The organism is Microcoleus sp. AT8-B5 (assembly GCF_036705565.1).
Lineage (GTDB): Bacteria > Cyanobacteriota > Cyanobacteriia > Cyanobacteriales > Microcoleaceae > Microcoleus.
The window spans coordinates 1-22,775 of sequence record NZ_JAUBUY010000076.1; the positions used below are offsets into that span (position 1 = coordinate 1).

Annotated in this window: 28 protein-coding genes; 12 read left to right on the top strand and 16 right to left on the bottom strand. The window is 47.3% G+C overall.

What is annotated here, in order from left to right; translation table 11 throughout:
- From QUB39_RS28745 to QUB39_RS28755, 3 genes are all read right to left on the bottom strand, one after another.
- Positions 1-1,511: calcium-binding protein (locus QUB39_RS28745; RefSeq protein WP_333485220.1), on the bottom strand; the 1,511-nt coding region annotated here is incomplete at its 3' end.
- Between the two features lie 33 nt (positions 1,512-1,544).
- Entirely contained in the window at positions 1,545-4,832 is a 3,288-nt protein-coding gene (locus QUB39_RS28750) for an Ig-like domain-containing protein (protein WP_333209583.1), read from the bottom strand.
- 379 nt (positions 4,833-5,211) lie between these two features.
- Positions 5,212-7,422: a recombinase family protein gene (locus QUB39_RS28755; protein WP_333209581.1), complete on the bottom strand. Its 2,211-nt coding sequence runs from the start codon at positions 7,420-7,422 to the stop codon at positions 5,212-5,214.
- A gap of 52 nt (positions 7,423-7,474) precedes the next feature.
- Between QUB39_RS28755 and QUB39_RS28760 the strand changes: the two genes are divergently transcribed.
- Positions 7,475-8,839, top strand: a complete 1,365-nt coding sequence (locus tag QUB39_RS28760; RefSeq protein WP_333055269.1) for a proton extrusion protein PcxA — start codon at positions 7,475-7,477, stop codon at positions 8,837-8,839.
- A gap of 57 nt (positions 8,840-8,896) precedes the next feature.
- Positions 8,897-9,166, top strand: a complete 270-nt coding sequence (locus tag QUB39_RS28765; protein WP_333055268.1) for a hypothetical protein — start codon at positions 8,897-8,899, stop codon at positions 9,164-9,166.
- A 319-nt stretch (positions 9,167-9,485) separates the two neighbouring features.
- Here the strand turns inward: QUB39_RS28765 and rodA are convergent, their stop codons facing one another.
- On the bottom strand, positions 9,486-10,745 hold the full coding sequence (gene rodA / locus QUB39_RS28770) for a rod shape-determining protein RodA (protein ID WP_333055266.1): 1,260 nt from the start codon (positions 10,743-10,745) through the stop codon (positions 9,486-9,488).
- A gap of 107 nt (positions 10,746-10,852) precedes the next feature.
- On the opposite strand from rodA, the gene QUB39_RS28775 reads away from it, so the two are divergent.
- Positions 10,853-11,074, top strand: coding sequence for a hypothetical protein (locus tag QUB39_RS28775; protein ID WP_333233637.1), 222 nt, complete (start codon positions 10,853-10,855; stop codon positions 11,072-11,074).
- A 5-nt stretch (positions 11,075-11,079) separates the two neighbouring features.
- Here the strand turns inward: QUB39_RS28775 and QUB39_RS28780 are convergent, their stop codons facing one another.
- The 4 genes from QUB39_RS28780 to QUB39_RS28795 all read right to left on the bottom strand — a co-directional run bounded on the left by QUB39_RS28780 (position 11,080) and on the right by QUB39_RS28795 (position 12,701).
- Positions 11,080-11,427 (bottom strand): VOC family protein, encoded by a 348-nt coding sequence (locus QUB39_RS28780; RefSeq protein WP_190661613.1) that lies wholly within the window; start codon positions 11,425-11,427, stop codon positions 11,080-11,082.
- Between the two features lie 61 nt (positions 11,428-11,488).
- The gene (locus QUB39_RS28785) at positions 11,489-11,818 is read right to left on the bottom strand and encodes a tetratricopeptide repeat protein (RefSeq protein ID WP_333340605.1); all 330 of its coding nucleotides are present in this window, start codon (positions 11,816-11,818) and stop codon (positions 11,489-11,491) included.
- A gap of 119 nt (positions 11,819-11,937) precedes the next feature.
- The gene (locus tag QUB39_RS28790) at positions 11,938-12,339 is read right to left on the bottom strand and encodes a hypothetical protein (protein WP_333209576.1); all 402 of its coding nucleotides are present in this window, start codon (positions 12,337-12,339) and stop codon (positions 11,938-11,940) included.
- Positions 12,336-12,701 carry a PASTA domain-containing protein gene (locus QUB39_RS28795; RefSeq protein WP_333055262.1) on the bottom strand — a complete coding sequence of 122 codons (366 nt, stop codon included), beginning with the start codon at positions 12,699-12,701 and terminating at the stop codon, positions 12,336-12,338. Before QUB39_RS28795 ends, QUB39_RS28790 begins: the two co-directional genes overlap by 4 nt.
- A 168-nt stretch (positions 12,702-12,869) precedes the next feature.
- Between QUB39_RS28795 and QUB39_RS28800 the strand changes: the two genes are divergently transcribed.
- From QUB39_RS28800 to QUB39_RS28815, 4 genes are read left to right on the top strand one after another with little or no spacing between them, the layout of a single operon-like run.
- Positions 12,870-13,127, top strand: a complete 258-nt coding sequence (locus tag QUB39_RS28800) for a type II toxin-antitoxin system ParD family antitoxin (RefSeq protein ID WP_333209574.1) — start codon at positions 12,870-12,872, stop codon at positions 13,125-13,127.
- Positions 13,064-13,456, top strand: coding sequence for a type II toxin-antitoxin system RelE/ParE family toxin (locus QUB39_RS28805; protein WP_333055260.1), 393 nt, complete (start codon positions 13,064-13,066; stop codon positions 13,454-13,456). Before QUB39_RS28800 ends, QUB39_RS28805 begins: the two co-directional genes overlap by 64 nt.
- Positions 13,457-13,489: 33 nt before the next feature.
- Positions 13,490-13,810 (top strand): hypothetical protein, encoded by a 321-nt coding sequence (locus QUB39_RS28810; RefSeq protein ID WP_333055258.1) that lies wholly within the window; start codon positions 13,490-13,492, stop codon positions 13,808-13,810.
- Positions 13,795-14,157, top strand: a complete 363-nt coding sequence (locus QUB39_RS28815; RefSeq protein WP_333055256.1) for a type II toxin-antitoxin system PemK/MazF family toxin — start codon at positions 13,795-13,797, stop codon at positions 14,155-14,157. Before QUB39_RS28810 ends, QUB39_RS28815 begins: the two co-directional genes overlap by 16 nt.
- A gap of 164 nt (positions 14,158-14,321) precedes the next feature.
- On the opposite strand, the gene QUB39_RS28820 is transcribed toward QUB39_RS28815, so the two are convergent.
- Together QUB39_RS28820 and QUB39_RS28825 are read right to left on the bottom strand one after the other, a co-directional pair.
- On the bottom strand, positions 14,322-14,681 hold the full coding sequence (locus QUB39_RS28820) for a DUF5615 family PIN-like protein (protein WP_333055254.1): 360 nt from the start codon (positions 14,679-14,681) through the stop codon (positions 14,322-14,324).
- Positions 14,665-14,916: a DUF433 domain-containing protein gene (locus QUB39_RS28825; RefSeq protein WP_333055253.1), complete on the bottom strand. Its 252-nt coding sequence runs from the start codon at positions 14,914-14,916 to the stop codon at positions 14,665-14,667. The genes QUB39_RS28820 and QUB39_RS28825 overlap by 17 nt, the downstream gene beginning before the upstream one ends.
- 337 nt (positions 14,917-15,253) lie before the next feature.
- On the opposite strand from QUB39_RS28825, the gene QUB39_RS28830 reads away from it, so the two are divergent.
- Both QUB39_RS28830 and QUB39_RS28835 read left to right on the top strand, forming a co-directional pair.
- Complete coding sequence (locus QUB39_RS28830; RefSeq protein WP_333055252.1) at positions 15,254-15,526, top strand: type II toxin-antitoxin system ParD family antitoxin; 273 nt, start codon at positions 15,254-15,256, stop codon at positions 15,524-15,526.
- Complete coding sequence (locus tag QUB39_RS28835) at positions 15,523-15,699, top strand: type II toxin-antitoxin system RelE/ParE family toxin (RefSeq protein ID WP_333209570.1); 177 nt, start codon at positions 15,523-15,525, stop codon at positions 15,697-15,699. The genes QUB39_RS28830 and QUB39_RS28835 overlap by 4 nt, the downstream gene beginning before the upstream one ends.
- Here QUB39_RS28835 and QUB39_RS28840 read toward each other — a convergent pair.
- The 4 genes from QUB39_RS28840 to QUB39_RS28855 all read right to left on the bottom strand — a co-directional run bounded on the left by QUB39_RS28840 (position 15,694) and on the right by QUB39_RS28855 (position 17,158).
- Complete coding sequence (locus tag QUB39_RS28840) at positions 15,694-16,119, bottom strand: hypothetical protein (RefSeq protein ID WP_333055250.1); 426 nt, start codon at positions 16,117-16,119, stop codon at positions 15,694-15,696. The two genes, QUB39_RS28835 and QUB39_RS28840, sit on opposite strands and share 6 nt — an antisense overlap.
- A gap of 20 nt (positions 16,120-16,139) precedes the next feature.
- Positions 16,140-16,460: a hypothetical protein gene (locus QUB39_RS28845; RefSeq protein ID WP_333209568.1), complete on the bottom strand. Its 321-nt coding sequence runs from the start codon at positions 16,458-16,460 to the stop codon at positions 16,140-16,142.
- A gap of 87 nt (positions 16,461-16,547) precedes the next feature.
- A complete protein-coding gene (locus tag QUB39_RS28850; RefSeq protein ID WP_333209566.1) occupies positions 16,548-16,793 on the bottom strand; it encodes a hypothetical protein in 246 nt (81 codons plus the stop codon).
- Positions 16,790-17,158 carry a GIY-YIG nuclease family protein gene (locus QUB39_RS28855; RefSeq protein WP_333106322.1) on the bottom strand — a complete coding sequence of 123 codons (369 nt, stop codon included), beginning with the start codon at positions 17,156-17,158 and terminating at the stop codon, positions 16,790-16,792. The genes QUB39_RS28850 and QUB39_RS28855 overlap by 4 nt, the downstream gene beginning before the upstream one ends.
- Before the next feature lie 664 nt (positions 17,159-17,822).
- Between QUB39_RS28855 and QUB39_RS28860 the strand changes: the two genes are divergently transcribed.
- A complete protein-coding gene (locus QUB39_RS28860; protein WP_333209564.1) occupies positions 17,823-18,755 on the top strand; it encodes a tetratricopeptide repeat protein in 933 nt (310 codons plus the stop codon).
- A gap of 17 nt (positions 18,756-18,772) precedes the next feature.
- On the opposite strand, the gene QUB39_RS28865 is transcribed toward QUB39_RS28860, so the two are convergent.
- Positions 18,773-19,042: a hypothetical protein gene (locus QUB39_RS28865; protein WP_333209562.1), complete on the bottom strand. Its 270-nt coding sequence runs from the start codon at positions 19,040-19,042 to the stop codon at positions 18,773-18,775.
- A gap of 613 nt (positions 19,043-19,655) precedes the next feature.
- A complete protein-coding gene (locus QUB39_RS28870) occupies positions 19,656-20,540 on the bottom strand; it encodes a 4-hydroxybenzoate solanesyltransferase (RefSeq protein ID WP_333260050.1) in 885 nt (294 codons plus the stop codon).
- 210 nt (positions 20,541-20,750) lie between these two features.
- On the opposite strand from QUB39_RS28870, the gene QUB39_RS28875 reads away from it, so the two are divergent.
- Positions 20,751-22,367 (top strand): Ppx/GppA phosphatase family protein, encoded by a 1,617-nt coding sequence (locus QUB39_RS28875; protein WP_333055233.1) that lies wholly within the window; start codon positions 20,751-20,753, stop codon positions 22,365-22,367.
- 212 nt (positions 22,368-22,579) lie between these two features.
- Positions 22,580-22,775 (top strand): hypothetical protein (locus tag QUB39_RS28880; RefSeq protein WP_333273774.1); only part of this gene is annotated, 196 nt, incomplete at its 3' end.

Consider the following 22,775-nt stretch of genomic DNA (forward strand, 5'->3'; position numbering starts at 1 on the left):
GTGGGGTTAGTTGTTGTCCCCGTTGTGGGGTTAGTTGTTGTCCCCGTTGTGGGGTTAGTTGTTGTCCCCGTTGTGGGGTTAGTTGTTGTCCCCGTTGTGGGGTTAGTTGTTGTCCCCGTTGTGGGGTTAGTTGTTGTCCCCGTTGTGGGGTTAGTTGTTGTCCCCGTTGTGGGGTTAGTTGTTGTCCCCGTTGTGGGGTTAGTTGTTGTCCCCGTTGTGGGGTTAGTTGTTGTCCCCGTTGTGGGATTCGTTGTTGTCCCCTCAATGGTGAAGGGATTGTCGTCTACGCGGGGTATTTGAGCTGTAGTGAACCGAGATTCATCTAGCGAGTTCGATCGAACATCAATCAACACCGCCAAAAATTCCCCAGTTTGCCTGTCCCTAATAATCGTGTTGCTAGAATTCGAGCCTTGGCCCTGGAAAATTTCTAACTCTGTAAAATTCAAACCTCCAGCCAGACCGATCGAATCTCCCGGATTAAAATCTCTAATTACATCAGCATCGCCGATTTCGCGGCCGCCAGTAGTAAGAAACCCATTGCTACCGGGCGACGTGCCCACCCTACCGAGAACAAAGATATCCGATCCGTCGCCTCCTGTCAGAGTATCAGACCCGCGATCGCCCGAAAGAATATCATCCCCAGCATCTCCAGACAAAGAATCATTGCCATCGCCCCCGAAGAGCAGGTCATCACCCTCGCCGCCATCACCAGTATCGTTACCAACACCGCCGGTGATAACATCCCCGCCCTGCTGGCCCAACAAAATATCATTGCCAGCGCCGCCAATCAGGCAGTCGTTACCCGTGTCGCCAAAAACAGTGTCACTGCCCCTGTCGCCAAAAATCAGGTCGTCCTCCCCACCACCGCGCAGACAGTCATTGCCTTTACCGCCGTACAGCGTGTCGTTACCTTCAGAACCCAAGACAATATCATTGCCCAGGTCGCCAAAAGCTAAGTCATCGCCCTCGTCGCCAGAAACCAAGTCATCGTCTTTGCCGCCCCGCGCCGTGTCATTACCGCGCCCGCCCTCAACAATATCTTTACCAGCGCCACCGTTGAGAGAATCGTTACCGTCTTCGCCCCTGAGTAGATCGTCTCCGTCCCGACTCAAAAGTGTGTCGTCGCCGGCACCCCCGGCAATCGTGTCATTGAACAAGCTGCCGATTAAATAGTTACTGCCGTCATTTGCGACAACTAAGCCATCGACAAAAAGTGGCTCTGGGGGAGGCGTGGGAACTGTCAGAGTTGGCCGCGGCACAGGCGTGACCGAAATGTCCGGGCCCGTCCCCGTCACCATCGGCGGCTCCGTCCCCGTCATCATCGGCGGCTCCGTCCCCGTCATCATCGGCGGCTCCGTCCCCGTCATCATCGGCGGCTCCGTCCCCGTCATCATCGGCGGCTCCGTCCCCGGCGACGGCGTAGGCTGCGGCACCGTGCCGCTATCCAAACTATCCGCGTTTTCATCGGGTAGCCGCCCTTCGAGAAAAATTAGTGGTACTGCACTTGGCATTGTTCCGACTCCTTGCGACGCTACTCAAAACTACTAAATAAACTTAAAGTCAGATGCAGTAATGACGGTGCTGAGCGCTCCCGGCACTGTAGGAATAGAATTCAACACTGCCAAATCGAAAGCTGGGAGACTGTCATCTGCCACATTCGGGTCGAAGCCGAGAACGTACTTGTTAAAAGTATTGTTCAGGTACACGAAGAAAGCTCCCGTTTTGCTCGAACCGTTTTGATTCTTCAACACTGCATTTATTGCTTGAGCGTTGTCAAATTTAGATTCAAACAAAATGACTGATTGCTTGCTAATGTCGTCGCCGCTAGACCCGATATTCCTGACGATAAAACTGGTGAAATCGAGAGTAGTTCCTGAGTTGGTTAAACCTGCGAAATTTGACGACCTGAACAAAAATCTGTCGGTCTCGCTGCCGTTAGCGTTAAAGTCAGCAATCACGTCCACGCCTTCGCTGGGAGTTTCATAGTAGAAGAAATCATTGCCAGCATCGCCCGTGAGCAAGTCAGAACCGTTGCCACCGCCCAAAATGTCATTGCCTTCACCGCCCGAAAGCGAGTCGTTGTCATCGCCACCCAATACCAAGTCATTGCCGAAGGCGCCGCTGAGACAGTCGCTGCCTGCACCGCCGTCGAGAGTGTCGTCGCCCGCTTGGCCGTCGAGGGAGTCGCTGCCGGCCTCGCCCAACACGTAGTCATTGCCGGAACCTCCTAGTCCCGTGTCGTTGCCTTCTCCACCCAAAATCGTGTCATCGTTGTCGCCGCCCAAGATGGAATCGTTATTGATACCGCCGTCGAGCAAGTTTCTGCCCAATCCACCGTCTAGGATGTCGTCGCCGGCACCGCCGTCAAGGGAGTCGTCGCCAATGCCACCAAGTAAGGTGTCAATCCCGGCGCCACCAAGTATCGAGTCCTCGCCGGATTCTCCCAATATCGAGTCATTGCCTGTTCCGCCGTCAATGGTGTCGTTGTTGTCACCGCCGCCTAGGATGTCATTGTCATTGCCGCCGAACATCAGGTCGTTGCCCAGTCCGCCGATCAGCGAGTCTATGCCGTCTTGGCCGTCAACGGTGTCGTTGCCGAGTCCGCCGTCAACGGTGTCGTTGCCGATCGCACCCACCAGCGAGTCGTTGCCTGCTTCACCGAATAGGAGGTCGTTGCCGCCACTGCCGTCCATGATGTCGTTGCCCTCGCCCCCAGCGAGGGTATCGTCGCCGGGCCCGCCGACGATGAAGTCGCTGAGGTTGCTGCCTGTAAAGCTGCTGGCCGGGAGTGCGCTGCGATCGACAATATTATCTACCACCGTGATGCTGAAGGATGCCGGCCCGATAGTTGCAGACCCATCGGAGGCTGTAAACGTGAAACTGTCGCTGCCACCTTCTGCCAGCAAGTTGTATTTGACGATGTTGTTGTTGATATCGTCTTGGCTGAATTTGCCGCCGACGTTGAGAAACGTGCTACCCCTTTGGACAAAACCTCTGGTAGCATCGGGGGCTTTAGTAATCGTGTAAACGATTTCCAAGGGGCTGTTGTCGGGATCTGTGATTAACAAATCGGCGGCAGTGATTGTCTGGATAGGATTACTTTTGGCAACCACTACACCGTCGTTAATTATTAGCTGGGGCGGGCTACTGACGTTGATGGTTACTACCGCCTTACTTGTGCCGCCGCTGCCGTCTGAGATCGAGTAGCTGAAGCTGTCAGTACCCGAGAAGCCCGGATTCGGGGTGTATTTGAATACGCCGCCGCCCACGGGAACCAGGCTCCCTTTGCTTGCTGGAGCAAAAGTCGTGACAGTCAGAGCGCTTTGTTCCTGGTCAGTGTCGTTCAACAGAACGTTGAAACTGAGTTCTTGACCCGCAACCGTAGTGAAGTTATCGTTAACTGCTCTTGGAGGTTGGTTAAAGATGGGCGGCGGACTTCCTGTCGGCGTCGGACTTCCTGTCGGCGTCGGCAAATTCGGCGTCGGGAACGTCGGCAGCGGCTCGTCCGGTGTCGGCGGTGTCGGCGGTGTCGGACTTCCTGTCGGCGTCGGACTTCCTGTCGGCGTCGGACTTCCTGTCGGCGTCGGACTTCCTGTCGGCGTCGGACTTCCTGTCGGTGTCGGACTGTCTGTCGGCGTCGGTAGGGGAAGTGGAGTTGCGCTGCCGGGAACTGTGGGGGCAATTACAAATGAGCTTCGCCCTAGGGTTCTGCTGTCTACTCCCGGCAATACTGCTAAAAAGTCGCCGCTGACGCCGTTGCGAATAATCGTACTGCCGGCTTTGGTCTCGGTGCTTTGGAAGATTACCAAATCTTCAAACTTGAGGTCGCCGGTTAACCCGATTAAATCTTCGCCTTGGCGAAAGTCTGTGAAAATGTCGGCATCGGCGATATCGGGGCCGCCTGTGGTGAGAAATGCCGCGTTAGTGCCGTCGCTGCTGCCGCTGGGGGAACTGAAGGCGCCGATGACGAAGACATCTCTGCCTTCGCCTCCTGCCACTACGTCTTTGCCTGCTTCGCCCCAAAGAACATCATTGCCAGCACCGCCGTCCACGATGTCGTCGCCGTCGCCGCCGAATACGATGTCATCGCCGTCGCCGGAAAAAAATGTATCCCCGCCGGCGTTTCCGTATAGCCAGTCGCCTCCTTCGTTGCCAAATACCAAGTCTTCGCCGTCGCCACCGAAGAGCGAGTCATTGCCTTGGTCGCCCCAGAGGATGTCGTCGCCTCGATCGCCCAAAAAGCTATCGTCGCCAGAACCGCCACGCAAGCTGTCGCTGCCTTTGCCGCCGTAAGCCGTGTCTCTGCCTTCGCCTCCGATTACCGTGTCGTTGGCGTCATTGCCATAAAGCAGGTCAGGGTTATTTCCCCCATCGAGGGAGTCGTTATCTTTGCCTCCGTACAGGGTATCGAGTCCTGAACCGCCATCAAGAACGTCGTTGCCCTCATTGCCGAACAGCACGTCGTCATCGTCGTTGCCAAATAGTAAATCGTCGCCTCCGACTCCTTGCAAGGTGTCGTTGCCTTGCAGCCCGGAAATCACGTCGGGGCCGGGACTGCCAGCTAAGGAGTCGTTGGTTTCGGTGCCGCGGACTACGCCGCCGATGATTCCGGGCGAGGTACCTTGGCCTCCGCCCCCTGTGTCGTCTATGTCGCCAATTGTGTCGTCCCCGGAGGGAGGTGTTGGAGGTGTTGGAGTCGGAGTCGGAGTTGGTGTTGGCGTCTCTGGTTCTGGCGTCTCTGGTTCTGGCGTCTCTGGTGTTGGCGTCTCTGGTTCTGGTTCTGGTGTTGGTGTGGGAGGTGGTATAATTACTAATGGCACTGCAGTTGGCATTATTTTGGCTCCTTTAAACGACGATCCCGATTTACTTTAAGAACTGATTAGTATCAGTTTGTTGCCACCAATCTGGCTTAAAATTGATTAATAACCCCATCATTTCTAACATACTAAATCAAAACTGCCACGGCTATAGATATTTTTTAAGCGGGGCATCTTTTGATATCAAAATATTAATGATTGCACGTTTTGATGCCTAGGTTGGGTATACTTTAACATCGCGCCATTTCGATAGAACCTAGAAGTCGCGCTTGGAGTCAGCCCAGTGTATTTATCCAGAATCCGAAAAAATAAAAATCTTCGCCGTCATAATTTTTTCTTCCCGAATGTCGAATGCTGAATACAGATTTGCCTTTTGCCTGCAGAAGTGAATGCCTCATGCTGACTGCTGACAAGAAACAGAGCTGTTAATTAGGGGCAGAAGCGGCCCGGTTTGTTCTTGTCCACTGACGGATAGTTCGCTGTGGCACAGGTAAAGCAGGGAACAGCGACTTAACAAATCTAGCAGAATTCGCCGCAGTCGCTGTTGGTCGGCCGCCGTTTCCTCTTCGGTTTCCCAGGGATGCCCCAGTTGCGATCGCAAAAATAAGGGAGCACCAAACAATGTCGCCGCACCACCACTCAGCCACAGGGGCGAGCCGGCATCCAGCCAAAAGTGCCATTTGTGGGCGCGGCGGCTGCTGCGGTACTGGAAAATGTTGGCGAGGGTGACGGCTCTGGCTGCTGGGCCTTCTGGACGCACTGGAAAGGGGTTGGCGGTGACGGTTCCTTGGCGCAACAACTGGATGAACCGGGCGATCGTTTCTGAGTCGCCGCCGTTTGTTGGTTCTACGCGCTGCATTCGCCCGTTGATTTCCCAGTAGTGGGTGGCGGTTTCCATTAACTCGCGCAGGGCTGCTAGCCGATCGTAGGGCAGGTATCTGTCGTTCATGAGAAATTTCTGGATGGCTCGATCGAGTAGGGCAATTGGACTCGGCAACAGCCGCTCCTGCTGTTGCGACCGCTGTTGTTCGATCCACTCGACAATGTGCTCGTAGGCCCTGGCTGCTCGGTGTCCCACTCTGTCCCACCGGGGAAAGGCTGTAATGGGCAGCAATTGAGGTCGATCGATATCTGGACAAAAACAGTGATCGGCGATTAAACCTGCTCTCACTTGGTCGATCGATTTTTGATTGTGAATTTGAGATTTTAGATTGAACGTCGAGTTGGAATCTTCTGTTTCCAATGAACGGTGTTTCTGGCTGCCCAACACTACCAGCATTTCGGCTGTGCCGTCTCGATCGACTAAACGGCCGAGTCCCGGATAAACTAAGGCTAACAAAGTGAGTAAAGCTCGAATCTCTGGGGTAGTCGAGAGGGGACGCTGATCGTTGAGAGATACGGCGGCGATACCATCTCGCGCGAGAATTTCCGTTAAACTGTAACGGGCGATCGCATCCATCCCAGGGGCAATTACGGCGATTTCCTGCGGTTCCACGGCTTGTGACTTCACCGCATCCACGATGATTTCGGCAGTTTCTCGCAGCAGTTGAGCCCGGGAAGTAGTTTGGAGCGATCGAACTTTACCGGGCAAACTGAAGCCTAAAGGATAAAAACCCTCCGTATTAACTGCTAAACTTACCGCTAACTCTCCAATCTCTGCGGCTAAACCCGCTTTTGCGTCCAAATTTTCCACACTTTGACAGCGGCTTTCGAGTTGGGCTAGGTATTCCGTGTCCGCCCCCAAGCCCAAACGCACTCCTCCGTCTGGATTGTAGGAGAACGCCCCCGCTGCACCTTGGTCGAGCATTCGATCGAACAAATGGCGACTTATCGCCGGATAATCGTCAACATCGTCTGCGATCGCAGCTTGGTATCTAGAGGCCAAATGCTGCTGGTAACTGACATCCGGCAACAAATAGCGCCAGTAGAGTTCGCAAACAATCCCGTAAGTCAGGAGCCCCCGCGTCAAGCACCATTCCCGCCACCTTTCCAGCAACTCTCCCATGCTAGTCCACAGGTTGTTCGAGCCGCCCTCACCAGCAAATCCCTGTTCCAGAATGCTGGGAATCTCTTCTCTCGGCGTACCGCTGACAGCAGCAAGTTGTAATAAGTCTAGTGTTCGACGCACCATTCGATTTGGGCTGACCCCTGTTTTTTGCAAAATGCCTTCGTCTAGTTCGCGACGCCAGAGTCTCGCGGCAAGTTCCAGTTCTGTTTCAGGTTGCAGCCGTAGGGGAAATTGAGCCCTCAAATCCAGCGACTGAACTAGCAGGGGCCAAAATAACAATACCTCCTGCTCAAAAAAACCGAAGGGTGTTGTGGAGTGAAAGGTATATTTTCCTTCGGTAGCGACGGCGATGCGATCGGCTAATTCTAGCCGATTGTCTCCGTTAGCTGCTAAGACTAAAATTGCTGGCGCAGTTTGTCCAGCCCGCCGCCGCCCGGAACTCGATCGCCCTGAAACTGTTGCAGGCAGAGGCTTGACAGTTTTGCTCCAAATGCAGAACTGCTCGACTAAACGAGTGGTTTTGCCACTGCGGGCAGATCCGACAATCCAAATTGAATCTTCGGTGGCAGTTCTCAATTTATGTAAATTTGTTACCATACCGTGAATACTTTAATCACTAATGTCTACAGCCAACTAACCAGCTTTAGCTATGAATACTTCTCCGTGGAACAGGATTGTAAAATATCTCTACAGCCTTCACCAATGGTATCGAGAAACGCCTGAGAGAGCTCTAGAACAAGCCTACGATGCTGCGTTAGCAATTAAGGCGATCGAAGACGAGCATTTTGGCGGTCAAGGAATCTCTGAGCGATCGGGAGATTACGGACAAAGCACCCTGTCTTACTTTAAATCCGAACTGCAAAAATACCTCAAGGTCATCCAAACCCGAATGGTTGAGTTTAATGCTAGCCGTTCTTTTTTGGAACTGCCGGAGCGAGTGGGGGCTAAACCCAAAACGGGGGACAGCGCTGATTATCACCAGCACGGATTACATCTCAACAAGAAAGATAGAGAATCCCTTATATTTGAGAAGCTAGAGTTTATTGATGGAGTTATCGACAAGTATATTAATAATAGTAGATCGACGGCAATTGTTCCGGTTGTCAGTTCAGTAAATTTGTCGGCAAAATCTACAAATAGCAGCTCTCCACCCGATCCAAAAAATAAAGGTTCAGCTAATTCTGTTCAAATTCACGATGGTGAGGTTGACACTAACTATGAAGAAGTAAATTTATTACCGCGATCGCTTTTGGGGACTTTGAATCGCATCACTAAAGATTTAGACCCTGGAGCTGAAAAAGAAGTAGTCAAGAATTTTCGCAATTCCAAAGTAAAAACAATTATTTCTCTCAGATTTATTTTGCTTTTGATTTTAGTTCCGCTGTTGACGAATCAAATTTCCAAAAACTTTCTAGTCGGCCCGATAGTTGACCATTTTAGAGGTCAAGAAAATGCTCCCGTTTTCATAAATGTTAACCTGGAAGAAGAAGCATTTCAAGAACTGGAGAGATTTGAGCAGCACCTCAATTTTCAAAGGTTAATAGGCACTGCTCCCTCGCTTTCTTTAGAGGAAACGGAAAAGATGATTGCCGCGAAAGCAGTTGAAATAGCGGAGGAATACCGCGCTGAAAGTGGTGGAGCCATTAAAAATATTTTTGCCGATTTGATTTCCTGCATGGCTTTTGCCGCGATTATCGTCACTAACAAGAAAGAGATTGAGATTTTAAAGTCTTTTATGGACGATGTGATTTACGGCCTCAGCGACAGTGCGAAAGCTTTCGTAATTATTTTGTTTACAGATGTGTTTGTGGGATTCCACTCGCCTCACGGTTGGGAAGTAATTCTCGAAGGTTTATCGAGGCATTTGGGACTACCAGAAAATAGGCAGTTCATATTTTTGTTCATTGCGACGTTTCCAGTTATCTTGGATACGGTATTTAAGTATTGGATATTCCGTTATTTAAACCGGAGTTCGCCTTCTGCTGTTGCTACTTACAAGAATATGAACGAGTAATCAGGGGCGAAGGAAGTTCGGCAACGGATTATGTAGCGGATGTAACGGATGTAACGGATGTCAGTCCGAGGGATGTCAGGAAGAAGGAAGTTCGGCAACGAGCAATGTACGGGATGTAGCGGATGTAACGGATGTCATGAAGAAGGAAGTTCGGCAACGAGCAATGTACGGGATGTAACGGATGTAACGGATGTAACGGATGTCAGGAAGAAGGCAGAAGGAAGTTCGGCAACGAATTTTGTAACGGATATAACGGATGTCAGGAAGAAGGCAGAAGGAAGAAGGAGAAAAAGATGTAATAATAGCAAGGGTTTTAGGCATGAATAACGTCCTCAGTAGGGCCTCGACTGCACAGAGACTGGCTTACCCATAGCGCATAAAAGCATTTATTTTTTGCGTCAGGAGTGGTTTAATTAAGTTGATCTACTTAAGCTGTTAGGACTCTAAATTTTATTGTTGGGGGGGTTCTCGCGCGCACCCCACAAGAACTTTATAAAACTTGACAGTCATCAAGGCTAGGCTCAGGAACTGTAAAATTTAGATGCGCCTAGGCCGATCGAAAAAAAATACGATCGCCCGCAGAATCTCTCGAAAGAAATCAAAAGGGCGATCGCATTCCCAAAACTCATTACCCATTACCAATGACCTAATTCCAACGCTTCTTGCGCTGTCGCTGGCTGGCCACCGCCTCCACCAGCCCCAGGCCGAGAAAATTACTCAGCAGCGACGCATTCCCGTAACTTAGGAAAGGCAGGGGAATCCCCGTAACCGGCGCCAAGCCAATGTTCATCCCAATATTTACGAATACCTGAAAAATCAACATTGACAGTACGCCGATCGCCAGCAAAGAACCAAAATTATCGTTAGCAGTTTGAGCGATCGTCACCAACCTGAAACAAATTACCCAAAAGACAAACAGCACGCAAATGCAGCCAATAAACCCCAATTCTTCGCCAATGGCTGAAAAGATAAAGTCTGTATGCTGTTCGGGAATAAAGTTAAGCTGAGTTTGCGTTCCCTGAAACAAACCCCTGCCTTTCAGTTCCCCGGCCCCAATAGCAATCCGAGATTGAATCAAGTGATATCCGCTACCTAAAGGGTCTTTCTCCGGGTTTAAAAACCCTGTCAGACGCATTTTTTGATAATCCTTGAGTACATTCCAAAAAAGCTGTCCGACTTGTCCAGAAACAACGTTCACCAACACAGCACCGAAAGTCCCCAACCAGGGCCAAGGCAGGGTTCGCCAAGCGATAATACCTGCAACAACTACCCAGGCTACCCAAATCGGTGTATACAGGTTATTGAGGAGAACTGAGATGAGAGGAGAGAATAGCAATATTAGCCAGCCGGGATTGACATTTCCCCAGTAAAACATCCCCATTGTGATCGCGCCGAAGACTAAGGAAGTACCTAAATTTGGTTCGGCAAAGATCAATCCCCAAGGTACAGCCATAATCGCCAGCATCCTCAACATATGACCCACCGTGGGGACAGTCTTGTCGTGCAGGAGAGCTGCTAAAGTGATAATCATGCCTACTTTGGCAAATTCTGACGGTTGCAGGTAAAAGCCGCCGATGTTGATCCACCGCTGGGCACCGAGCCCTGTAGTACCGATAAACCGCACTGCGATCAGGGACAAATTGATTAATATGTAAATCGGCCATTTCCACTCAATCAGTGTTTGGTAACGGCAGCGGGAAATGATGATGGCGAGGATCAAACCCACTGCCCCAGTTACCCAGTGCCGCCACCAGTCGATCATCCCCTGGTTGATTTCGACGCTGCGGATCATGACTCCCCCGAAGATGGTGAGGGCGATGCAAGCGCCAAACAGCCAAGGGTCTGCTTCTTCCCAGGGTTTGAAGATTGATTTCCAGCGGTTTCTGACTTGTATTCTCTGCAACATGAGGATTTTAGATTTTAGATTTTAGATTTTAGATTATCGAGCCGATTTTCGGAAGTTGTGGATATATTTTGGATTCACAGCCTGCACCTTACTTGAGAAGCCTCGGTGTGAGTACCTCAGATTATTCGGGGAGTTGTAGGGATGTTCCGGGAACGGAAGAAGGAACGCTTGCGCCGGGTATCTGGGTATTCTATTTTTTTCTGTGCGGTTACTTAGTTTATTTTGCGATCGCACGTGGTCAGAAACCGGGTTTTTGTCGAGAAGACGCACTGCAACTCGCAGAAACCGCTAAAAACCCGGTTTCTTGGGTTTTGATTCGTAAGCCCTAGAATCGTCAGGCCGGTTCGTAAAGGTACTCGAAGCCGTTCCCATCTGGATCTCTGCCGTAAAAGGATGCAGTACCGTCGCGGTGTTCGTGGATGTGGGTGACGGAAACACCATCGGCTTTGAGTTGTTCGTAGGCGGATTCCATTTCGGTGCGATCGTCAAATACAAACCCAAAATGCGGCCCTGCTTGGTCGTAACTCGGACTCAACAGCGCCAATCCGTCCTCTCCTGCTTTCAAATAAGCCCAGTCTGCATCTTTCCAGACTAACTCCATACCCAAGTTGCGGTAGAATTCAGCAGACTTCTCTATGTCTTGCACGCAGACGGCTACGTGTCCCAATCGTTTTAGTTTCATATCTACAAAGTTTATGGTTGTTCTTTCGTTTATTGTATCTATTTTCTGATTTATTTCTGAATTAATTAGGTATTTTTTCAGTTTTTTGGGTCGCAGCTAACTGTACTTTTTCTACTTGTTTGCTGGCGTCCATTTCGCTGAACAGTTGAAGGGCGCGCTCAAAATTTTCTTGAGTTTTCTCGATGTTACCAAGTTTTTGTTCTGTTAGTGCTAGTTGATAGCAAGCTTCGGCTCGGTCTAATTTAGCGCTGGCTCGATCGAGTATTTCGATTGCTTCTGCATGGTGCTGCAGGGCTTGGTCAAATTCTCCCGGTTCTCGGTACAGCGCTGCTATACCGCTGAGAGATTTGGCTTTGATGGTAGTGTACTGGTTTTGGTCGGCCTGGGCGATCGCCCTTCTGAATTATTAGAAAGGGATCTCGCTCTTTTTTAACCGCAGATGGACGCAGATTAACGCAGATGCAGGAAGGGATCTCGCTCTTGTGATTCATAAAGCTTAAAAAATAGGAGTTAATTTTTAACTTCCTGAAAAATCTTATAGTGTTCGCAAATTATTTCAATAAAAATATCCCCTTCCAACCGAAAATGACTCAAAGCAGATAAATCTAAATTAGCCGGAAAATTGAAAGGATAGGACAGGGAAGATAAGAAAGTTTCAGCATTTTTTTCAAGCTTTCTGAGTTCGACTTCTCCTACCCAAAAACAGTAATTTTCATCATCGGAATTGAGGGGACGAGAAATCACTAGGTGAAGAATGCGATCGAACTCGATCGCTACATCTCCCACTTCGGGCCCAAAGGTGAAGTCTAAACGCAAGCCAAGATTTTGAGGGCGGAGTGAAACTCCTACTAAATCGGCACTTTTTAAGTCTTCTAAAAAGGTTTTGAGGTTGAGTGCGAGATCGGTTGTCATAGAATCACTTTTTCTCCGGTATTATGTGTCTTAGCCCCTGGTTCAAATTTTATTTGATTTCCATCTCTATTGTATCTACGACGGTAAGTTTTGCCCTCCGTCCCCCGTATATGAGGTCCTGTACGGACTATTTCACCATTTGGTCTAATATGAATGATACTGCCGTCTGGATGTTCAAAGGTTTGATAGCCACCTTTTGTGCTGGTTTGAAATTGGAAGCCGTAACTCTCCAGTATGGCGATCGCTTCTGATAAGGTTTGTCCTGTCAAATCTGGAAGTTTTTGTGCGGCTGGATTCATTGGTTGTGAATGGGAAAGATTTTGAGCGATCGCCATTTTGATTATAAAACGGGCGATCGCCATGATTGATGAATGATGAGCGAGATCCTTTCTGAATCAGGATGAGAAAGGGCGATCGATCTTCCCAATTTCTTCTTAAAAAATTACTGGTTGTGAGACTTAACATAAAATGGCAAAATCTGCCATAATAAGATAACGAGTTAAATGAGGTAAGTAATACCAGTGACAAGCATGAATATTTCTCTGCCTGACTCAATGCGAACTTATATAGAAGAACAGGTAGCCCAAGGGTGTTATAGTACAGCTAGCGAGTATTTTCGTGAGTTAATTCGCCAAGACCAAAAACGCAAAGCTTCAGAACGTTTGGAAGCGATGTTATTAGAGGGTTTGGAATCGGGAAATCCTACCGCGATGACGGAGGAAAATTGGATGGAGATTCGTCAAGCTGTGCGATCGCGTATTTCCCAGCAGCAGGGGTTGCAGGAATAAAAAAGACCTCGATCCAAAAACGTCCGCAAGTTATCCGTGACTTGATTGAATTAGCCACTTACATGGCGGAAGATAATATGGATGCTTCCGAGCGCTTTATTGTCGCGGCCGAAGAAACATTTAAACAATTAGCACAAACGCCAAAAATGGGAAAACGCTGTCAATTTTCTCATCCTAATTTAATCGATGTGCGACAACAAGCTATTAAAGGTTTTAGAAGATATCTGATTTTCTCCCGTCTGATAGACTCAGAGGTAGAAATTTTGCGCGTGATTCACGGGGCACGGGACATCGAAGATATGTTTGAGAATGTTGATGAGACAGATTAAGAGCGATCGACTGGTATTTAGGAATTTTGGGAAATGTATGTTATCATTAAAGTGGCAGTTTATTTAATCCTAGTTTTCAAGAGTAATACACCAAAGCTTTCCAGAATTTTTACTATGATGAAAGAGCAAACATTTGAACTGGATGAATCTCAGATAAAATTTCTCCAAAGTTGTCAAAAGTATGGATTTAAAGACGCAAATGAAGTAGTAAGAATCGCAATTAAACGCCTGGAATTAGCATTAGAAGCGGAGCGATTGGAAGAATCCGCTGCTCTCTATGCAGAAATCTATAAGGAAGATACAGACTTGCAAGAATTGACGGAATTAGGTTTAGAAGAATGGCTGAAGTTATAAAATTGAAACGCGGTTTAATTATTGAAGTTAATCTCGATCCAACAAAGGGTTCTGAAACGGGGAAAATTAGACCTTGTGTTGTTGTGACTAACAATACTTATAATGAGCGAGTTCCTGTAATCCAGGTTGTTCCAATTACTGCTTGGAGTGAAAAAAAAGCCAAGATTAAAAGTAATGTAGAGATTGAACCGTCTCAAAGAAATGGATTAACAAAAAAATCTATTGCTGATTGTTTGCAAACGCGCCCTATTGATTATAGTTCTCGTGGGGTAGATATCCGAGGTGAACTTGAACCAGAGGTGATCGTAAAAATCGATCTAGCTCTCAGAATCGTGTTTGCTTTGTAATTTTCAAGCTTTTAAAGAAGAAATAATCAATAGGTTACGAGGCGATCGCCCTTCATGATTATAAGACGAGCGATCGCCCTTCTGAATTATCCTGATCAAGGACGATCGATCTTTTTTAACCGCAGAGGGACGCAGATTAACGCAGATGCAAGAAAGGCGATCGATCAAGGACTAATGGAAACAACATCCCCAGCATCATTAATGCGAACTGCCGAACCTGCTGGCAGCGACGATATCATAGTGCTAACTTGTCTCATCAAAGGTACTAGATGGTCGGGCCTCGTACTGCTAGAATCTAACACCACAATTGTAATAGCACGACTTGCGAGATTTTGTTGATAGGGAAGATTTTTATCAGCAGTGATAAAAACATCAAAAGGATGATTCTCCGATCTCTCCAGAATTTCCCTATCTTTTAAGCCTCTCCACCCCATGTCATAAACATTGCTGATTGAATGACCCTCGTCTAAGAAAGGTTGCTTGAGTTTTTGACTCAAGAGATTTTCATCAAGCAGTATAAGCATTTGAATGATTTTCGAGCGAGAGCATCATTTTAGTGAGATTTTCTAGCACTTTAATTGCCTGACTTTCTAGGTAAGGAAAATCCTTAATAAATTCTGCGAAACCGCTTTCACCTTCGAGGTAGTCGAAAAAAGTCTTTAAGGGGACGCGGCTGCCAACAAATACGGGGACACCGCTCATAATTTCTGGATCGCGGTGAATAATTCCTTTTCTTTGCAGTAATTCTTCTATTTTCACGGGCTTTACTCCTTTATATCAAAAGAAGTGGGCAAGTCTAGCTGTAAATGATGGGTAATTATATCATAAATTTAGCAGAAGCGAGATCCTTTCTGAATGTGACAGAGAAAGGGATCTCGCTCTTTTTTAACCGCAGATGGACGCAGATTAACGCGGATGCAGGAAGGGATCTCGCCATGATTGATGAATGATGGGCGATCGCCCTTCTGAACCTGACTGAGAAATGGCGATCGCGTTTCCCCATTCTCTTAAAAAATTACTGGTTGTGAGAAAATTGACAAAAAATGGCAAAATCTGCCATAATAAGATAATGAGTTAAATGAGGTAAGTAATACCCATGACAAGTATGAATATTTCTCTGCCTGACTCAATGCGAACTTATATAGAAGAACAGGTAGCCCAAGGTGGTTATAGTACAGCTAGCGAATATTTCCGTGAGTTAATTCGCCAAGACCAAAAACGCAAAGCTTCTGAACGTTTGGAAGCGATGTTATTAGAGGGTTTGGAATCTGGAAATCCTACCGCGATGACGGAGGAAGATTGGATGGAGATTCGTCAAGCTGTGCGATCGCGTATTTCCCAGAATCAGGGGTTGCAGGGAGAAAAATGACCTCGATCCAAAAACGTCCGCAAGTTATCGGCGATTTGATTGAATTAGCCACTTACATGGCGGAAGATAATATGGATGCTTCCGATCGTTTTCTTGTCGCGGCAGAAGAAACGTTTAAACAATTAGCCCAAACGCCAAAAATTGGAAAACACTGTATTTATCTCCTTTTATGAACTGAGTGCTAAGGGTTGTTTGACCAATTGTTCGACAACTAGCGATCGACAAACAGCTTCAATTTTATTATTTCCACCAATTTCAAATAACAGATGCAGCCACTCATTAGGAGAAAGGGATAGATTTTCTAACCAAGGAGAGGGAGTAACTTGCTCCCAGCCGACGATTGTACCGAGGTTCGCAGGCTTTTGATTTAACCGATCGGGATTTGGGTTGAGTTGTACGTCAAGTCGAATGCAGGTTTTGAGGATAATGTTTAAAAATTGGTCATTGGTAGCAACTTCAGAAGTAGAATTAGTTGAATTTATCTGCCAATAGTAGTTGAGATTGAGGACATAATCATAGGGAAATTGCCACCCCATCGATAGCAATTCTGATTCGGTAAAATCGTATTGTTGCCAAATTTGTTGAAAGTTCATAATCTGACGAATAAATGGGATTAAGGGAGCAGAATAAAGTGGGTGTCTCCACGACTTCCAGGTTTTCCTGATGCGTTTAGGGGTTGTTCTGCGGGTGCACCTCCTCCTGGGCCATTGTAAACACGAGCATAGGATGAACCATCAGGTTGAGTCATGATTCTGACACTGTATTGAGTGTTTGGGCTTGTCCAAATTGTACCTGCACCGCTTTTTGAACCACCTCTAGCTGGAGTGAATATCCAACCCGAAGCAGTAAGTTCTGTTTCGAGGGTAGTTTTATCGATTCCACTGACAAGGAAATTGAGAACATCTGTGACAGCTAGGATGTTAGCTGATGACATAGTTCAGGGAAGTTGGGTTTTGGATGGGGTGCATGAGCACTGGTAGGAGCGATCGCCATGATTGATTATAAAACGGGCGATCGCACCCTATTTTTTTTGGGGAGATTCTACCAGTTCTGATTCCTGAAGACGTTGCGATAATAGGCAATCTTCAAAGCTGAAAGCTTCTGAGTCTATAAAACTTGCGATCGCCATTTCGATCGCAGCTTCCAGAGAACATTCTAGCTGCGTAGCTTTTTCCATCAGGGCGACTTTCACATAGTCAGGCAAATGGGTCATCAGCGAATGAATAGCTTCTGGTGGTAAGTGTTGGATCTTGACGGTCTGAGTCATTGTTCTCTGGGGATTTTAACGTTGTAGGGAGGATTTGTAGCTTGAAGGATGAGGGTTTCTAATTCATATAATAACCCTGGTTTTTGCCATTGGTTGAGGGTAACAAAGGCGATCCTCACATCATCAGGATCGTAGCGATCGAGCCAGCCCCAGAGAAAGGCTTTGTGACCGCCTCGGAGTCGATCGCGCAGGTTCTTGGCTTTGCCGATGTAGAGTAATCCTTGAATGCGATGTCGAAAGGCGTACAAACCAACTCTAGCAGGAATTGTGTCGAAGTCGTGGCTGAGAGGATGGCACCGATCGAAGGGGGTAAAGGCGAGAGTGTCGAGAATTTGGCGGGCTTCTTGCTGGATGGGGTTGGTCATGGAAATTGCCAGATGCAAGCGGTTATTCCATCCTACAAGTAGAAGCGATCGCCCTTTTAACAAAAAACCGATCGCGAATTCATTCCAAATAGCGATCGCCCTTCTGAATTATTAGAAAGGGCGATCGATCTTTTTTAACCGCAGATGGACGCTGATTAACGCGGATGTAAGAAGGGCGATCGCCATGATTGATGAATTATGGGCGAGAGCCTTTCTGAATTATTAGAAAGGGCGATCGCTATAATTCCAGATAGCGCTGCAAAATCTCTTGTGGACGAGATAGAATTCTTGATTTTCATCGAAGTGGGCGAATAGCTGCGGAATGCGATCGTGGCTACCTAACTTGTTCAGGTGTTGAGGCTCCCTTTAAAACAGGCGTTTGGCTTCTTGCAGCAAGAATGGTTCATTGGACTGGGGCTTGAATCTCTTAACCACACGCGGGGGCTTGTCAGGTAGATATTCGTCCTGTGCTAAGTAGGTTTCGCCAAATCCACCTTTACCCAATGAGCTGATTATGTAGTAATGTCCGCCAATAGTTTTGCCGATAATTATTTTGTTGTGATAATATTATTGATAATTATCAAACACTCGGATCGGATTCGGCGTACTTCTGTGAACCGTCGGGGAAGCAGCTTCATTAAAATTCAATAACTGGAATAAGGCAATGACTACAAAATCGCTCGCAGATTACGATCGGGCTATTCAACTTAATCCCAACGATGCTAATGCCTACTACAATCGGGGTTCAGCCAAATCTGCCCTAGGGATAAACCAAGATGCGCTCGCAGATTACGATCGGGCTATTAAACTTAATCCCAACAATGCTAATGCCTACGTCAATCGGGGTTCAGCCAAATCTGCCCTAGGGATAAACCAAGATGCGCTCGCAGATTACGATCGGGCTATTCAGCTTGATTCTAACTTTGCTAATGCCTACAGCAATCGGGGTTCAGCCAAATCTGCCCTAGGGAGAAAAGAAGATGCGATCGCAGATTACGATCGGGCTATTCAGCTTAATCCTAACTTAGCTGCTGCCTACAGCAATCGGGGTGCAGCCAAATCTGCCCTAGGGAGAAACCAAGAGGCGATCACAGATTCCGATCGGGCTATTAAGCTTAATCCCAACGATGCTGCTGCCTACTACAATCGGGGTGTAGCCAAATATGCCCAAGGGAGAAACCAAGATGCGATCACAGATTACAATCGGGCTATTAAGCTTAATCCCAACTATGCTGCTGCCTACAGCAATCGGGGTGCAGCCAAATGTGCCCTAGGGAAAAACCAAGAGGCGATCACAGATTGCGATCGGGCTATTCAGCTTGAGCCTAACAATGCTATGGCCTACCACAATCGGAGTATACTCAAGTATGCCCTAGGGAAAAAAGAAGATGCTATCGCAGATTACGATCGGGCTATTCAGCTTGATCCCAACGATGCTGCTGCCTACCACAATCGGGGTACTTTCAAATCTGCTCTTGACGACAAACAGAGTGCAATCGAAGATTACCAAAAAGCCGCTGATTTGTATAAGCAACAAGGGAAGACATTGATGTACCAATTGGCTGTTGACAACATGAAAAAACTATCCAAACAGTAGCGATAAACTGAGAATAATCATGCCTTCAGATGACTCACCAACTGCTGAAAAGTATCAATCGGAATCGCCCAACTCAAAGCTTCCATCTGCCGAAAAACAGCCAGAGAAGGCACACTCCCATCCGCCAACTTAAACACATCAATTCCCCCCAAAGGATATTTCGATTTGCCATTAATCCCCACCAACTTGCCAGAAATATCCAATACATGCCCGCCACTCATTCCCTCGGCAATATCATTAGTGTAACCAAGTTGGTATCCACTCTCAAGGGATTGATCCGGCAACATTCCCACTTTCCCACTCGTTAACTTAAAAGCTTTTAGCCCCCAATTCCGAGTCTTCTCTATAGACTCTGAATTAATCCAATTCCAATTCGGAAAACCCGCAGCATAAACCGCACTTGATAAGTTTTGTCCTGATTATCAGCTACCACATGATTGTTAGTCAAAACAGTATAAGTCCGGCAAGGGTTGAAACCCCTGCCTCAAAGCTAAAGTCCTCTTAAGAGGACTGAAGAACTCATTAGTCCTCTTAAGAGGACTTTAGCTATTAGACAGGGAATTCATTCCCTGGCGGACTAGCGGGTGGGCGGGAGAACTTGGCGGGCTTTCAGGCTTAAGTTGACACTCCTTGGGCATTGCCGTGTCCCTACACTTCATAAACTTGGAATACGCTGTATTTTTGATAGTTCCAGTAAAGTGTGAAAGCAGGCTCATAATTATACCTCATTCGCTGACATTAACCGTTTGATATACGGATATAATTATTACACTAACTGCCTCGACACCAACTACTAATCGCCTTTAGCCAAAGTAGAATCATCTAGAAAAAGCAATCAAATTAGTAGAGGACAAAATTTTCGGGTGCGAATAAATTATCCTCCAGTCACCTAGCCGGAGTCTAAAAAATCTCCCCAACAATCATCCCCGCCAATATGACAAACCCCACCCAAACATTTTGACGAAAGATTTGACCGTAAACAAGCTTAGGAATATCCGCATTCCGCAGTTGACTGTACTGCAAAAACCACAAAATCGCCGCCGCAATAATTGCCAACCAAAAACCAATGTGCAAGTGTAAATTAATCCCCATCGCCGCTAACAAACCGACAGTACCAACAAAGAAAAAGCCCACAGCATTAGCAGCATTATTCCCGAAAAATATCGCGCTGGAATTCACTCCCAAACGCAAATCGTCTTCCCGATCGCTCATTGCATAAACTGTATCAAATCCTAACGTCCACAGCACGACTGCACCCCACAGCAACCAAGTCGCTAATTCTAGTTCTCCCACGGCGGCGCTCCAACTAATTAAAACGGCAAAACCCCAAGCAATTGATAACACTAATTGCGGCACTGGAAAGAATCGTTTTGCCAGTGGATAGCAGATAATTACTGGTACGGCGGCGACACACAGCCAGAAACTTAAAGGATTGAGATAAAAAGCGAGAATCGCCGCGCAAGCAAAGGAAATTAATGCAACTCCTATTCCAGTTTGCACGGTGAGGGCGCGGGATGCTAGCGGGCGCGATCGCGTTCTTTCTACTTCGGGATCGATATCGCGATCCCACAAGTCGTTGATGACGCATCCAGCCGCACTCGTGGCTAAGGTACCCAACACAATCACGCCCACCAATGCTGCGGGCGGCCTCCCGTCTGCTGCTAAAAAGACGGCCCAGAGGGCTGGAATCATTAAAATCAGCCTTCCTGCTGGTTTGTCCCATCTCAAAAGCCTCACGACGGTTAGCAATGTGGATTCGGGTTGGCGATCGGGCTGTGTAAGCATTTCAATTCTAGATTTGATATTTTTAACTCTAAATTTTATCAAATTTTAGGCACAATCACTTACTATCTCTGCTGGCGATCGCACTTCTGCCGAAATTTAAAACAGGTGAAAGTCTTGCCCAGTCAGCAATTCCAAATTTTTGCTAATTTAATAGAATGCCTAACTGGATTCGTGAAATAATCATAAATATCTGTCAACCCCGATACTCCAATGGTTAATTCACTTCCGTCTGCGGAGTCAAATCGCATTATTGCTGCTATTGATATGGGTACTAACTCATTTCACATGGTGGTGGCGCGCATCGATCCGAAATTACCCGCGTTTACGATTATTGCTAGAGAAAAAGATACGGTTCGGTTGGGCGATTGTGAGGTTAAAACAGGCTGCTTGAAGCCCGATGTGATGGAAAGGGCGATCGCAACTTTGCGCCGTTTTCTAGATATTGCTAAAACTATCAATGCTGAACAAATTATCGCTGTGGCTACCAGTGCGGTTCGGGAAGCCCCTAACGGGCGAGATTTTCTCAAACAAGTTGCTGACGAATTAGACCTGAATGTGAGTTTAATTTCCGGTCAAGAAGAAGCGCGGAGAATTTATCTCGGCGTTCTTTCGGGTATGGAATTTAACAATCAGTCCCAGGTGATTATTGATATAGGAGGCGGTTCTACGGAGTTGATTTTAGGAGATAGTTCTGAACCTCGCTGTCTCACCAGTACAAAAATTGGTGCTGTTCGCTTAACAGGACAATTTGTCAAAACTGACCCGATTAGCAAGGAGGAGTTTGCTTATTTGCAAGCTTATATTCGGATTTCGCTGGAAAGACCGATCGACGAATTGCGATCTCAATTCCATGAGGGCGAACCTTTGCGCTTGATTGGCACTGCTGGAACCATCGAAACTCTGGCTGCAATTAACGCTCGCGAAAAGTTGGGAACAGTGCCGAGTCCGCTGGCTGGATATCAGTTAAGTTTAAAAGATTTGCGCGATTTAGTCAATCGTTTTCGCAAACTTTCTTATGCCGAAAGGTTGGCAATTCCGGGAATGTCGGACAAGCGGGCGGAAATTATTCTGGCAGGATCTATGATTTTGCAGGAAGCTATGATACTATTAGGAATTGAATCGCTGACTGTTTGCGATCGCTCTCTGAGAGAAGGCGTAATTGTTGACTGGATGCTTAGCCACGGTTTGATTGAAAACCGCTTGCGCTATCAAGGTTCCATCCGCCAGCGCAGTATTCTCCACATGGCTGACAAATATCAAGTCAATTTAGAACAAAGCGAAAGAACCGCAGCATTTGCGCTCAATTTCTTCGACCAAACTCAAGGAATTCTACACTATTGGGGAAGCGAAGAACGCGAGTTGCTGTGGGCTGCCGCGATTCTGCACAACTGCGGTTTGTACGTCAGTCATTCAGCGCACCACAAGCATTCTTACTATTTAATTCGCAATGGTGAGTTATTGGGCTACACTGAAACTGAGATTGAAGTAATTGCCAATTTGGCTCGCTATCACCGGAAAAATCCTCCTAAAAAGAAGCACGAAAATTTTATTATTCTTCCGAAAAAATACCGGGAGGTTGTCAGTAAGTTGCATCCTTTTCTGCGGTTAGCTGTGGCTTTAGACAGGCGGCAGATTGGCGCAATTTCTGATTTTAAATGCGAATACCGCCCGGAAGTTCGAGAGTTTCACTTACGGTTGCAGCCGCTCAATCCCGAAGACAATTGCGCTCTGGAACTCTGGAGTTTGGATTATAAAAAGCCGTGTTTTGAATATGAGTACAATCTCAAATTAGTGGCAACTTTGGAACCGACTCTGGTTCCGGTTTAAATACAAAGCCGAGCCTGAAAACGAGAAACTGTAGGGTGCGCGCGTCCCCTACAGTTTTAACTTAATCCCAAGTCTACTACCAATATTGTGTTTGACTCTACAGTCCTCCCGATCGCCCTAGCCTGCCTTCAGAAGGCAGCGTGGATTAATTTTAGAGAGGAGAAATCAATGCAATATGACTATTTGCTGACGCTATACGAAAGATTGAAGTAATGTCTCATATCATGTCCGGTCGAGCGATCGCGATTAAAGGCCGGGGCGGGTTTACAGATTTTCCGGTTTCTATTCAATATCTTGGCGAACCCGCCCCTACAGAAATCATGGTTAATTGGTTAGAGAGTCGATGGCAGAGTGTCCCCTACCATCTCTCCTACAAAACCGTGCTTGCGACTTTCACCGCACACGGCT

Bases quoted from the DNA above. Each gene is read 5' to 3' on its own strand.
- QUB39_RS28750 (WP_333209583.1), bottom strand. From the start codon at position 4,832: ATGCCAACTGCAGTGCCATTAGTAATTATACCACCTCCCACACCAACA.
- QUB39_RS28755 (WP_333209581.1), bottom strand. From the start codon at position 7,422: ATGGTAACAAATTTACATAAATTGAGAACTGCCACCGAAGATTCAATT.
- QUB39_RS28760 (WP_333055269.1), top strand. From the start codon at position 7,475: ATGAATACTTCTCCGTGGAACAGGATTGTAAAATATCTCTACAGCCTT.
- QUB39_RS28765 (WP_333055268.1), top strand. From the start codon at position 8,897: ATGTCAGTCCGAGGGATGTCAGGAAGAAGGAAGTTCGGCAACGAGCAA.
- rodA (WP_333055266.1), bottom strand. From the start codon at position 10,745: ATGTTGCAGAGAATACAAGTCAGAAACCGCTGGAAATCAATCTTCAAA.
- QUB39_RS28780 (WP_190661613.1), bottom strand. From the start codon at position 11,427: ATGAAACTAAAACGATTGGGACACGTAGCCGTCTGCGTGCAAGACATA.
- QUB39_RS28790 (WP_333209576.1), bottom strand. From the start codon at position 12,339: ATGACAACCGATCTCGCACTCAACCTCAAAACCTTTTTAGAAGACTTA.
- QUB39_RS28795 (WP_333055262.1), bottom strand. From the start codon at position 12,701: ATGGCGATCGCCCGTTTTATAATCAAAATGGCGATCGCTCAAAATCTT.
- QUB39_RS28800 (WP_333209574.1), top strand. From the start codon at position 12,870: ATGAATATTTCTCTGCCTGACTCAATGCGAACTTATATAGAAGAACAG.
- QUB39_RS28810 (WP_333055258.1), top strand. From the start codon at position 13,490: ATGTATGTTATCATTAAAGTGGCAGTTTATTTAATCCTAGTTTTCAAG.
- QUB39_RS28815 (WP_333055256.1), top strand. From the start codon at position 13,795: ATGGCTGAAGTTATAAAATTGAAACGCGGTTTAATTATTGAAGTTAAT.
- QUB39_RS28820 (WP_333055254.1), bottom strand. From the start codon at position 14,681: ATGCTTATACTGCTTGATGAAAATCTCTTGAGTCAAAAACTCAAGCAA.
- QUB39_RS28830 (WP_333055252.1), top strand. From the start codon at position 15,254: ATGACAAGTATGAATATTTCTCTGCCTGACTCAATGCGAACTTATATA.
- QUB39_RS28835 (WP_333209570.1), top strand. From the start codon at position 15,523: ATGACCTCGATCCAAAAACGTCCGCAAGTTATCGGCGATTTGATTGAA.
- QUB39_RS28840 (WP_333055250.1), bottom strand. From the start codon at position 16,119: ATGAACTTTCAACAAATTTGGCAACAATACGATTTTACCGAATCAGAA.
- QUB39_RS28845 (WP_333209568.1), bottom strand. From the start codon at position 16,460: ATGTCATCAGCTAACATCCTAGCTGTCACAGATGTTCTCAATTTCCTT.
- QUB39_RS28850 (WP_333209566.1), bottom strand. From the start codon at position 16,793: ATGACTCAGACCGTCAAGATCCAACACTTACCACCAGAAGCTATTCAT.
- QUB39_RS28855 (WP_333106322.1), bottom strand. From the start codon at position 17,158: ATGACCAACCCCATCCAGCAAGAAGCCCGCCAAATTCTCGACACTCTC.
- QUB39_RS28860 (WP_333209564.1), top strand. From the start codon at position 17,823: ATGACTACAAAATCGCTCGCAGATTACGATCGGGCTATTCAACTTAAT.
- QUB39_RS28865 (WP_333209562.1), bottom strand. From the start codon at position 19,042: ATGTTGCCGGATCAATCCCTTGAGAGTGGATACCAACTTGGTTACACT.
- QUB39_RS28870 (WP_333260050.1), bottom strand. From the start codon at position 20,540: ATGCTTACACAGCCCGATCGCCAACCCGAATCCACATTGCTAACCGTC.
- QUB39_RS28875 (WP_333055233.1), top strand. From the start codon at position 20,751: ATGGTTAATTCACTTCCGTCTGCGGAGTCAAATCGCATTATTGCTGCT.